The sequence below is a fragment of the Myxococcus sp. AB036A genome (genome assembly GCF_006547355.1).
In the GTDB taxonomy this organism is placed as follows: Bacteria; Myxococcota; Myxococcia; order Myxococcales; family Myxococcaceae; genus Myxococcus; species Myxococcus virescens.
The window spans coordinates 1-11077 of sequence record NZ_VHLC01000170.1 but is presented as its reverse complement, the minus strand read 5'-3'; the positions used below and the strand labels follow the sequence as shown (position 1 = coordinate 11077).

Below are 11077 nucleotides of genomic sequence, written 5' to 3'. Positions count from 1 at the left end.
CTTCTAGCTTCGTCGGCAGCGTCAGATGTGTATATGAGACAGCCGACGCCTTGAGTCCCCGGCGCCGCCTGTCTCCAACCCGTCGCGAGGCCCCGGTGCGCCGGAGGCCCGCGCTCGCCGTTTCGGTGTCTGACAAAGTCATTCAGTCGTGGTGATGGTGGGGTGTTTGTTTTTGCCGGGACGCGTCTTGATATGTCGTGAGAAGGCCATGGACAATCAAGACGCCCGGACAGGTGATGCGTGAAGACCTGAACGGGTCGCAGACAAAACAACACCCCCGGAGGTACGCATGGACGACTCGAAGAAGGGTTCTCGTCGTACGATTCGCGCACTCGCCTCACCGGCTGCCCTGACGGTGCTCTTCGGAGCCTTCGCCAGCAACGCCGCGACCCTGAAGCCCGTGGTGAATGACACCATTGGCGTCAGCAACGTCAGCTTCCCGACGACCGAGGTCCAGCAGCAGCAGCAACAGCAACAGCAGCAGGTCGTGAAGCCTGGCACCATGGCCAGCGGCAAGCCGGTGATGCTCCAGTCGCTCGTCGCGGACCTGGGCCTCGCATAGCTCCACCGAAGTCTGTTGTCAGCGCTGCCTTCCTGTTGGGAGGCAGCGCTTCTTCGGGGGCATTCAGTTCATGGGAGCGCTCCCGGCGCGCGATGACGCACAGCCTTGTCGGTTCAGCCCAGCACATGGAGGTTCTGGCCCATGGAAACGCCCTTGACGCAGCGGCCCGGTGACACCCCCCAGGAGGCCCGCGACAGCTCGCGACCGGACCTTCATCTCGTCTTCCCTCCGCAGTGGTCTCCGCTCCAGCCCTTCCTGAGCACCCCGTCGCTCAAGGCCTACCTGGAGCAGAAGGGCCACCGCGTCCACCAGGACGACTGGAACGTCGTCTTCTACCGCTGGTTCATCAGCCGGGCGCGCCTGCCCCTGGCGCGGGCGCGGCTGGAGCGCTTCATCGCAGCGCTGACGGATGAGCACCGCCTCTACCGCGCCCGGTGCCTGCAGGCGCTGGCGACGCTGGAGGAGTATGAGCAGCTCATCGTCCAGGTGGAGGGGCTGCGCACCGGCGATACCTACGGCACGGTGGAGAGCTTCAAGGACAGCGTGGACGCGCTCAAAGCGCTGCTCGCGGCGTTCTCCGCGGCGGAGCCTGTCATCGAGGTGGGGACGACGTCACTCCAGGACGGCGACGTCCTGGGCTCCATTCCGTCACTGCTCGCCTTCATCGACAACCGCAACGCCAACCCCTTCATCGCGTTCTTCGAGGAGCAGGTCGCGGGCGTCAAGCAGCTACCTCGCTACTTCGGCGTGTCCATCATCGGCACCGAGCAGATTGTCGCGGGACTCACGCTCTGCCGTGTGCTGAAGCAGCGCCATCCGGACGTCCCGGTGCTGGTGGGGGGCAGCGTGTTCTCCCGCCTGGTGGAGAAGGAGAGCACGTGGGTCACCCAGCTGTTCGGCAGGTGCTTCGACTTTATCTGCCGGTACGAGGGCGAGCGCCCGTTGGACCGCTTTCTGTCCGTGGAAGACCCACGGGGAGACCGCCCGCCCAACTTCGCCTTCATGGAGGGTGAGAACCTGGTGCTGACGCCGCTGGGGGACTCACTACCGATGAGCGAGGTCCCCACGCCGGATTTCGGGGGGCTGCCGCTGGATGAATACCTGTCCCCCGAGATTGTCCTGCCGCTGCTGACGACGCGCGGCTGCTACTGGGGGAAGTGCGCGTTCTGCTACCACGGCATGATTTACGGCGACCGCTACCGCATGCGCGCGCCCGAGATGATTGCCAAGGACCTGGAGGTGCTCAACGCGCGCCATGGCGTCCGGCACTTCGCGTTCAACGACGAGGCGCTGCCACCCAAGCTCTTCCGCATGTTGCCGCCCGCCGTCCCCAAGGGGCGCTACTTCTTCACCGCGCTCTACAAGTTCGAGAAGTACTTCACGCGGGAAGACTTCCAGAACATGCACGACATTGGCTTCCGCTCGCTCTACATCGGGCTGGAGACGGCGTCCGAGCGCGTGCAGCGCCACATGCGCAAGAACAACACGCAGAAGGTGATGGTGGACAATCTCCAGTTCGCGCACGACGCGGGCATCTGGAGCCACACCTTCAACTTCTTCGGCTTCCCCACGGAGACGGAGGCCGAGGCGGAGGAGACCGTCCAGTTCCTGCTGGGGCATTCGGACATCCTGCACTCGGAGGGAACGGGGACCTTCGTCTTCGAGCACAACGCGCCCATCCACCTGTCACCCGAGCAGTTCGGCGTGAAGGCCTTCAAGCCGCGCACGGACACCGTGCTGGACCTCTTCTATGAATACGAGCCCGCCACGGGACTGGACGCGGCTGGCGCGCAGGCCATGCTGGAGCGCTACAACCGCCTCAAGCGCGAGCGGAAGGTCTACCAGCACGGGCACTGGGTGGACCGGGAGCACCTGCTGCTGCTGCTCAGCCGCTACGGGCGGGACGCCCTGAAGAAGGCCTTCGCCGAGGTCGAGGATTCGGACCGGGGCTATTCCGCGGCGGAGCTGCTGCGGGGCTATGCGTTCGACACGCCCGAGGGCAAGCGTCACTTCGTGGTGAACCGGCGGTTGCGCCGGGTGTGCATCACCAACGAGGACGCGGTGCGCATCGTCGGGTGGCTCCAGTTCGGCGCCAAGGTGGAGGACCTGCTCGCCGCCTATCCTGCGCTGTCGGCCGCGCTGGACCCGGTGCCCGAGGACGTGGAGGAGCTGACAGCGCTGCGCGAAGCGTCCTGAGGCCGGGCGTCCGTGTCCCTCGCTCCTGGAGGCCCAGGGCGCGAGGGACCGCGCCCCGTCATCGCTTCTGGATGGCGATGATGGGGTCCACGCGGGAGGCGCGGCGCGCGGGCAGCCAGGTGGCCAGCAGCGCCACGCCGCCCAGCAACAGGGCGAACACGCCGAAGGTCAGTGGGTCCGTCCCGCTGACGCCGTACAGCAGGCTTTCCATGTAGCGGGACAGCCCGAAGGCGGCGACGAGCCCCACGCCGATTCCCAAGCCCGCCATCTTCATGCCCTGGTCCATGACCAGCCGCACCACCCGGCCCGGAGGCGCCCCAAGCGCCATGCGGATGCCAATCTCCTGGGTGCGTTGCGAGACGAGGTAGGAGATGACGCCGTAGAGGCCCGCGGTGGCCAGCACCAGCGCGATGAGCGCGAACGCGCCCAGGAGCGTGAGGCTCAGGCGCCGTCCCGCCACGGACTGCTGGATGATCTCCTCCATGGTCAGGATGTTGTAGAGCGGCTGCTCGGAGTCCACGGTGCGCACCGCGCCGCGCAGCGTGGCTGCCACGCCAGCGGGCGCCGTGCGTGTCTTGAGCACCAGCGTCACCGCTTGGAAGTACCAGAGCGTGGAGCGCGGATGGTTGTAGGGGAGGTGGACCTCGGGGAGGGGCTGCTGGTCCAGGCCCGCCTGCCGCACGTCTCCCACCACGCCGATGATTTCCACGGGCTGGCCCCCGATGAGCAGCCGGCGTCCCACGGCCTCGCTTCCCGCGAAGTGCCGGCGGGCGAGGGCCTGGTTGACGATGACGACCTGCTCGGCGCCGCGGCCGTCGTCCTCGGTGAAGTCGCGGCCGGCCAGCAGCGGTATCCCCAGCGACTTGAACAGGTCCGGGCTGGTCGTCCTGAACTCCGCGAACAGCGTCTTGCCCGGCTCCGCCGGCAGCTCTCCCTCCACGGCGTAGTCCCCGCTGGTCCACGCCGTCTGGATGGGCAGGAGGGAGATGAGCGCCGCGGACTCCACGCCCGGGAGCGTCCGGGCCTTCTCCAGGATGGGCTGGAAGAGGCGCTCGACGACCTCCTCCCGGGGGTATTGGTTCGGGGTGATGGGCAGGTGGGCGGTGAGGACGTGGCGCGGCTCCAGCCCGGGCTCGGTGCCCAGCAACTTCACGAAGCCTCGCAGCAGCAGCCCCGCTCCGACGAGCAGCACCAACGACAGGGCCACCTCCGTCACGACGAGCGCGCCGCGAAAGTAGTGGTGCGCGCGCGACGGAGACTGCTTGGCCCCTGGCTCGGCGAGGCTGGCGCGCAGCGGCGTGCGCGTGGCCTGGAGCGCCGGTGTCAGGCCGAAGGTGAGCGCGCTTCCCACGGAGATCAGCAGCAGGAAGCCGAGGACCCGCCCGTTGAGGGGAAGGTCCCCGGTGAGTGGGAAGGACGCCCGGACCAGGTTGCCCATGGCGTTCACACCCCAGGCGCCCAGGAGCACGCCCAGCAGCGCGCCCAGCAGCGACAGCAGCAGGCTCTCCACCAGGAGCTGCCGCACGATGTGTCCCCGGCTCGCGCCCAGTGCGAAGCGGATGGCAATCTCCTGCTGCCGCGTGGAGGTCCGGGCGAGCAGCAGGTTGGCCACGTTGGCGCATGCGATGAGCAGCACCAGCAGCACCGCGCCCTGCAGGAGCAGCAGCGTGGGCCGCACGTTGCCCGTCACCGTCTCCGCCAGGGACACCGCCGCGGCGCTCCGCCCGGCTTGCTGCGCGGGGTGCTCTTCCTCGATGCGGCGCGCCACTTCCTTCAGCTCCGCGGCGAGCGTCTGGGGCGGGACACCCGGGCGCAGCCGCCCGAGGACACTCAGGAAGTGCGAGCCCCGGTTGTCCACCCGGTCCGCGGAGGGGACGAAGGGGATGAAGACCTCCATCCGGGCCCCCGCGGGAAAGCCCACCGCCGTGGGCAGGATGCCCACCACGGTGTGCGGCTGTCCGTCCAGCGTCAGCGTGCGCCCGACGAGGCCCGGGTCGGCTCCGAAGCGGCGCTGCCACAGGCCCTCGCCGATGACGACGACGGGCGCGGCCCCGGGCTGGTCATCTCCGGGCGCGAAGCCGGGGCCCAGCTTGGGCGGCGTGCCCAGGAGCTGGAAGAGGTTGGCCGTGGCCGCCACCACGTTCACGCGCTCCGCGCCCTCGGGCGTCATCAGGTTGCGGCCCTGGAATTCGTAGGCGGCCACGCCTTCCAGCGAGGGGAGCTGGGTGGACCAGTCCTGGTAATTGGGCCACGACACCGAGCCCAGCCACGTCGGGTCCCGCGCCGGTGTCGTCTCGAAGAGGCGAACGAGCTGTCCTGGCTCGTGGTAGGGCAGCGGGCGGAGCAGCACCGCATCCACCACGCTGAAGATGGCCGCGTTGGCGCCAATCCCAAATGCCAGACACAGCACGGCCACCAGCGTGAAGACCGGGTCCTTCCGGAGCATCCGCACCGCGAACTTGAAGTCGCTCGCGATGTCCCCCACTCCGTCGGCGATACGGGCCATGTCCACCTCGCGCGGGTGAGCCTAGCAAAAACAGCTCACCCGGCAATGAACCCAGGCCCGGAGGTGACGGGCGCGTTCCGCGCAATCAACCCTTCCTTCTTCAGTGCTTCCCAGAAGGCGTCTGGAATCGCGACCGTCATGGACTGCACGTTTGCCTTCACCTGTTCGGGCGTGCTCGCTCCAGGAATGACGGAGGAGACGACAGAAGGCGCGGCGGCGAGCTGGGGCGCGTCAGCTCAGTGGGGAGGGATGCCCTGCTTCTCGCTGGGCGTCTCCGTGTAGATGGACTTGAACAGCGAGGCCAGTCCATTGACGGTGGAGCCGAAAGCCTCCACGCCCGCCTGTTTGTAGTTGCCCTTCTTGGCGCTTTCGAAGGCGTCCCGGCCGAAGTTCAGGGCCTCGCGCTGGTGGGCGTTGACCTCGCTGCGCTCCCCCGTCTCCACCTTCTTCACGTTGTCGATGACGCTGGCTTGGGAGCGCGAAGAGATGCCGATGTTGTTCCGGTCGAGAATCTGGTTCACGCCGCCGACCGCGTGGGCGTAGTCGCTCTGCTTGCCCTGCGTGGTCTGGTCGATCTGCTGCCGCATCGGATTCTGGAACGTGTGGTTCTGCTTGACCTTGAACATGGCGTTTCCCCCGTGGGCCTTCGCGGCCCCGCGATGTGTTTCTTGAAATGATTGTCGGGGTGTGTGGGTGAAAGTTTCCCGTGTGCGCCTTTTCTCCCACTTTTGCGCCTGCCCTTGTGGGACGCCGGGTGCCTCAGGGGCCGCCCTGGGTCGGCGCGCGCGGAGGCGAGCCCTCCGCGGCGGCGCCATGCTTCACGGGACATGTCCTGGGGAAGGTTCCCAAGGATTCGACGGCGTAGCCATTCGGGTAGCTGCGGATGTTCGCGCGCTGTCGGGCGTAGGCGGGCTCCTTCTTTGGAGACAGCGCGTAGCGGACGAACGTGCCGCGCGCCTTGAGCGCCAGACGGAACACCTTGCGGCTGAGGCCAGACGGGTGGGGGTAGTGGAACGCGTCCAGCAGGGCGTCCTCCATCAGCGTGCGCGCGAAGAGGGTGACCAGCCGCTTGGGGGCGAGGTTCGTCGGCGGGAAGGTGGTGAGCAGCTCCAGGGTGGCGTCCGCGACGGCCTTGCTGCGCGCGTCAAAGGCGAAGTGTTTGGCTTCGTAGCCGTCCATGAGCGAGGTGAAGGCCTCGTAGGTCTCCGGGATGTCCTGGATGCCCATGTGGCGGCCGACGGCGCGGTAGTAGTTCGTCCATCCCGTCACTTCATGCGGCGTGAGTGGCCGCCATCCGAAGTCTGCAATCCAGCGCACGGGCATCACCACGAAGGTGGAGAGCACGTAGCGCATGTCATCGTTGGAGATGTCATAGGCGCCGTGCATCTGGTTCATGCGCCGGAAGGCGCTCCGGCCTTCCTGGCTGGCCATGCCGTGCTCCAGGATGGTGTCCAGGATGAGCACGGTGTCGTCGTAGCGCTTCTGGGTGCGCTGGGTGAACTCGCCCGTGTCGTGCAGGAGGACGCCGATGCTGGGCACCGCGTAGGTGCGGAACAGCGCGAAGCTGAGCGCCTGTTCGACGTCCCAGGGGAACTCCCGGGTGGCGAGGATGCGGACGATGTCCTCGTGTTGGGTCTGGGCGTCGAGGCGGTCCGTGAGGTCGCGCAGCGCGAAGCGGTTCATCCATCGCTCCTCTGTGAATGCGAACGCGGAGTCTAGCCCAGACAGGGCCTGCCGCGCCCGCTGGCGCCGCGCCGGGTCCTTGCCCGCATGGTTGCTGACGCTCGCGCCTGGGTTGGCACCTTTCCGGCGGCGTCCGTCCTCGGGCGCCGGACCAAGGAGCAGCGCGCATGAACCTGGACCCTTCCACGCAGAAGTTCGTCTCGGACCTGGCGGCCTCGAACAGCCCGCCGCTGTACACCCTGACGCCAGAGCAGGCACGGGAAGTCCTCCTCGAGGCGCAGTCGATTCCAGTGTCCATGCCAGACGCGGACGTGGAGGAGCGCAAGCTGCCCGTGGGGCCCAGGGGCTCCGTTCGGACGCTGCTCTTCCGGCCGAAGGGGAGCAAGGAGCGCCTGCCGGTGCTGATATTCGTCCACGGCGCGGGCTGGGTGATGGGAGATGCCAGGACGCACGAGCGGCTGGTGCGGGAGCTGGTCAAGGGGGCCAATGTCGCCGCGGTGTTCGTGGACTATGGCCGCTCGCCTGAGAACAAGTTCCCCGTGGCCATCGAAGAGGCCTATGCCGCGACGAAGTACGTGGCGGAGCACCCGGACGAATTCAACGTGGATGCCCGCCGCATGGCGCTGGTGGGAGACAGCGTCGGAGGGAACATGGCGACCGTCGTCAGCATGCTCGCGAAGGAGCGCGGGGGGCCGTCCATCCGCTTCCAGGTGCTCTTCTATCCCGTCACTGACGCCAACTTCGACAGCGGCTCCTACCAGGAGTTCGCGGAGGGGCCATGGCTGACGCGCAAGGCGATGAAGTGGTTCTGGGATGCCTATCTGCCGGAGGCCGGCAAGCGCGTGGACCCGCATGTGTCCCCGCTGCGGGCGTCACTGGACCTGCTCAAGGGCTTGCCCCCCGCGCTGATCATCACCGACGAGAACGACGTGCTGCGTGACGAGGGCGAGGCCTACGCGGCGAAGCTCTCCGAGGCGGGCGTCAACGTCACCCAGGTCCGCTTCCTGGGGACGCATCACGACTTCGTCATGCTCAACGCGCTGGCGCAGACGCCGGCGGCGCGAGGCGCCATCGCGCTGACCACCACCAAGCTGCGCGAGTGGCTGCACGCGAACTGAGCCCGCCTTTCAATTTCTGAGAGCCGGCCGAGGAGACTGGCGAGCGCATGACGGGCGCCGGCTCTCCAAGGCAATGGCTGCCTGCAGGCTGCCTCTCAATCTTGGCGCCTCCCCCCGCTGCATTGGAGGTCGCCATGAAGCGTCTGTCTCTCAAGTCCTCATTCGCTGTTGCCAGTTGCGTGAGTGGTATTGCCGCGCTGGCGTTCACGGTCGCTCCCGCGGCGGCGTTCGCGCAGGTTCCCCCACCCGAGTTCACCCTGGTCGAGTGCATGCAGGGAAACCAGAGCCAGAACTACACGCCGGCCATCTCGCTTTTCGCCCGCCTGGTGGACGTGACGGGCTCGGGGCAGTTCTCGTCCTGTCTGGACGCGACGGACCCCGGGATTGCCTTGGGTTCGTTCACCATCACCGGGAATGGCGTGGCGAGCTGCCTGATGGCGAGCGTGCCCACCCAGAACACCGTGACCTGGAATGACGGCTCGGAGAGCGTCATCGAGTTCCTCGGTGGGGTGGATGTGCGGCCGATGGGGATGACGATGGTGACGCTGCTGGGCCGGGTCTCCAGCGGCCGGTATGAGAACGCGCTCGCCATCAAGACGATGGACGTGTCGTCCGTGCCCGGGGTGACCCAGTGCATCCTCGGCGGCGTGCGCTCCGCCACGGCGAATGTCTCGCTGACCCTGCTGCGGCTGTTCTAATCGCTGTCTGCGTATTTGATTCGCTGGGGCCTGAGGTCGTGGCCCCAGCCGGGGCGAACCGTGGCTGTCAGGAAGGCGCTGCCCGGGGCGACCCTGGGCGCCATGCGAATCCTGAAGCTCGAAGCGGAACCGTTGTACCTGTGGCCCTACCTCACCGCGGCCCCCCGAGGTGGAACCGAAACCCAGAACCTGCCCCTCCTACAGGGGAAGGTCGACGCACTGCCAGCGGGGCTGGATGCCCTGGTGGTGACGTCGGACCTGCAGGGAGTGGCGCCTCGCGCGCTGCTGGGAGGCGCGGTGGCCCTGCTGGGAGAAGTCCTGGCGGATGGGCTCGCGTCCTTGAGTGCGGAGGGCATGTTGCCCCCGCTCGAGCACACGGGTGTGGTGCTGGCGGGGGACCTGTTCTCCGACGACGCCGCGCTAGTTCGGGGGGCATCCGGGGACGTGCGCTCCGTATGGGATGCCTTTGGACAGCAGTTTCGCTGGGTGGCGGGCGTGGCGGGAAATCACGACACCTTTGGCACCGCGCGCGAGCGGGCGCAGTTCTTCCGCCAGCGTCCGGAGCAGCAGATGCTCGACGGCGACGTGGTGGATGTGGATGGGCTTCGGGTGGGCGGCGTGAGCGGCATCATCGGCCGTCCGGACAAGCCCGGCCGGCGCGACGAAGAGGCGTTTCTTCGGAGCCTTCGTGACGTCATTCGGCAGGACCCGGAGCTGCTGGTGCTCCACCAGGGACCCGATGTGCCTGGAACGCGCATGCGTGGAAGCGCGGCCATCCGGGAGGGCCTGCCGGCCCGTGACGACCTGTTGGTGATTTGTGGCCACTCGCACTGGGACACGCCGCTGGTGGCGCTGCCCGCGGGGCCCCAGGTCCTCAATGTGGACAGCAGGGCCGTGCTGCTCATGTGCTGAAGCCGGCTCCTCCTCAGGGCCTCAGTCGCAGGAGGAATCCATCCCGAGGGCGAGGGTAGGGCGTGCCTTCTGGATGCGAGCGCGCCAACGCGCCCGCCGCCACCGCGTAGCCGCTCGAATCCACCGCCACCGTGCGCGCCAGGGTGGGGCTTGGACTGGTGAAGCTGCGCACCCAGAGCGAGGCGCCGTCCTCCGGGTGGAACCGGGCCACGTAGAGGCCCGCGGGCACGCCGCCGCCGCCCAAATCCAGTCCGCCATCATGCGAGCCCACCAGGGTGAGCTGCCCGGCATCATCCGTGGCCAGCGCGGTGGCGGTGGCCGCGAAGGAGCGCGCCCAGCGTTCCTTGCCATGGGTATCAAAGACAGCCACGAAGCCCTGATAGCCGCTGGAGGTGTGAGGCTTCCCCCGGAAGTAGAAGCGCCCGGAGAAGTTCCCACCGACGAAGACGCGGTCAGGCCCCACCGCCAGGGCATTGGCGGTGCCCTCGGTGCCGCGCAAGTCCCGGCTCCAGGCGTGCACGCCGTCCGAAGACAGCTTCAGCACGAAAGGCGTGCGCTGCCGCACCGTGACGAGCGTCGGCCCGCCAAAGCAGACGGAACCCGCATAGGCCCCCGCGACGTGCACGCCGCCAAAGACATCCACCGCCACGGCCCGGGCCGTCACCAGACCTTCGCTCTCCGCGGCCCAGGTGCGGCTCCAGCGCGTCTGGCCGCTGGCGTCCAGGCTCACCGCGAAGGCGGAGCGCTGGCCCTGTGGAGATTCCTTCACGCCGTCGCCGAAGTCGCGTTGGCCCTGGAAGTCTCCCACCAGCACCACGCCGCCAGCGCCGTCCGGCGCGAGCGCATTGACGGTGAGCGCACCCGTGCCGTCGAAGTTCCGCACGCGCTCCAGCGCGCCCTGGGGCGACAGCCGGGCCAGGAACGCTCCGGGCGGGATTTTCACCGCGCCCTGCGCGAAGCCTGCAGACACGCCGCCCAGCCACGCGTTGCCTTCGCCATCCACGGTGAGCCCGCCCACGTGCGCGCGCGTGGTGTCTGTCTCCGGTGTCAGCCCATGCGCCCAGCGCAGGGTGCCTTCCGAAGAGAAGCGCGCCACCAGCAGGTGCGGCGCTCTTGATACGTGGTTGAAGGGCAGGGAGCCTCCCCCAAGGTCCAGAGGCTCACGGTAGGTCGCCGCGACGAGGACGTCCCCGTCGGGAGCCACCACGGCATGTGGCGCTTCGCTGTCCCCCAGAACCAGCGGACGCGTCCACGCCAGGACCCCCTCGCCCTCACCTGCAGACGACCCCGCCACCTCCAAGCCCGGGGCGCGGGCTGCCGCGTGCGCCCTCTCCCCGCACCCCACGAGGAGAAGCCCGAACGCCAACACCCCGATTGCCCATCGCCGCCGCCCCACCATCCC

9 protein-coding genes are annotated in these 11077 nt (G+C 68.2%); 5 read left to right on the top strand and 4 right to left on the bottom strand.

Features of this window, described 5'->3' with window-relative positions:
* Nucleotides 1-289: 289 nt before the first annotated feature.
* Nucleotides 290-562 (top strand): hypothetical protein, encoded by a 273-nt coding sequence (locus FL344_RS36985; protein WP_225888511.1) that lies wholly within the window; start codon nt 290-292, stop codon nt 560-562.
* Nucleotides 563-703: 141 nt separating this feature from the next.
* Nucleotides 704-2758 carry a radical SAM protein gene (locus tag FL344_RS36980; RefSeq protein WP_141591797.1) on the top strand — a complete coding sequence of 685 codons (2055 nt, stop codon included), beginning with the start codon at nt 704-706 and terminating at the stop codon, nt 2756-2758.
* 58 nt (nt 2759-2816) lie between these two features.
* On the opposite strand, the gene FL344_RS36975 is transcribed toward FL344_RS36980, so the two are convergent.
* From FL344_RS36975 to FL344_RS36965, 3 genes are all read right to left on the bottom strand, one after another.
* Nucleotides 2817-5264, bottom strand: a complete 2448-nt coding sequence (locus tag FL344_RS36975) for an ABC transporter permease (RefSeq protein WP_141621810.1) — start codon at nt 5262-5264, stop codon at nt 2817-2819.
* 236 nt (nt 5265-5500) lie between these two features.
* On the bottom strand, nt 5501-5890 hold the full coding sequence (locus FL344_RS36970) for a hypothetical protein (protein WP_141591799.1): 390 nt from the start codon (nt 5888-5890) through the stop codon (nt 5501-5503).
* Nucleotides 5891-6023: 133 nt separating this feature from the next.
* On the bottom strand, nt 6024-6947 hold the full coding sequence (locus FL344_RS36965) for an oxygenase MpaB family protein (RefSeq protein ID WP_141621809.1): 924 nt from the start codon (nt 6945-6947) through the stop codon (nt 6024-6026).
* A 167-nt stretch (nt 6948-7114) separates the two neighbouring features.
* On the opposite strand from FL344_RS36965, the gene FL344_RS36960 reads away from it, so the two are divergent.
* The 3 genes from FL344_RS36960 (at nt 7115) to FL344_RS36950 (ending at nt 9675) form a co-directional block, all read left to right on the top strand.
* The gene (locus FL344_RS36960; RefSeq protein ID WP_141591801.1) at nt 7115-8065 is read left to right on the top strand and encodes an alpha/beta hydrolase; all 951 of its coding nucleotides are present in this window, start codon (nt 7115-7117) and stop codon (nt 8063-8065) included.
* 134 nt (nt 8066-8199) lie between these two features.
* Complete coding sequence (locus tag FL344_RS36955; protein ID WP_228565641.1) at nt 8200-8763, top strand: hypothetical protein; 564 nt, start codon at nt 8200-8202, stop codon at nt 8761-8763.
* A 102-nt stretch (nt 8764-8865) separates the two neighbouring features.
* Complete coding sequence (locus FL344_RS36950; RefSeq protein ID WP_141621811.1) at nt 8866-9675, top strand: metallophosphoesterase; 810 nt, start codon at nt 8866-8868, stop codon at nt 9673-9675.
* A gap of 13 nt (nt 9676-9688) precedes the next feature.
* Here the strand turns inward: FL344_RS36950 and FL344_RS36945 are convergent, their stop codons facing one another.
* Nucleotides 9689-10882 (bottom strand): hypothetical protein, encoded by a 1194-nt coding sequence (locus FL344_RS36945; RefSeq protein WP_228565640.1) that lies wholly within the window; start codon nt 10880-10882, stop codon nt 9689-9691.
* Nucleotides 10883-11077 lie beyond the last annotated feature (195 nt).

Excerpts from the sequence above, each read along its gene's own strand:
- FL344_RS36985 (WP_225888511.1), top strand. The coding sequence starts at position 290 with ATGGACGACTCGAAGAAGGGTTCTCGTCGTACGATTCGCGCACTCGCC.
- FL344_RS36980 (WP_141591797.1), top strand. The coding sequence starts at position 704 with ATGGAAACGCCCTTGACGCAGCGGCCCGGTGACACCCCCCAGGAGGCC.
- FL344_RS36975 (WP_141621810.1), bottom strand. The coding sequence starts at position 5,264 with ATGGCCCGTATCGCCGACGGAGTGGGGGACATCGCGAGCGACTTCAAG.
- FL344_RS36970 (WP_141591799.1), bottom strand. The coding sequence starts at position 5,890 with ATGTTCAAGGTCAAGCAGAACCACACGTTCCAGAATCCGATGCGGCAG.
- FL344_RS36965 (WP_141621809.1), bottom strand. The coding sequence starts at position 6,947 with ATGAACCGCTTCGCGCTGCGCGACCTCACGGACCGCCTCGACGCCCAG.
- FL344_RS36960 (WP_141591801.1), top strand. The coding sequence starts at position 7,115 with ATGAACCTGGACCCTTCCACGCAGAAGTTCGTCTCGGACCTGGCGGCC.
- FL344_RS36955 (WP_228565641.1), top strand. The coding sequence starts at position 8,200 with ATGAAGCGTCTGTCTCTCAAGTCCTCATTCGCTGTTGCCAGTTGCGTG.
- FL344_RS36950 (WP_141621811.1), top strand. The coding sequence starts at position 8,866 with ATGCGAATCCTGAAGCTCGAAGCGGAACCGTTGTACCTGTGGCCCTAC.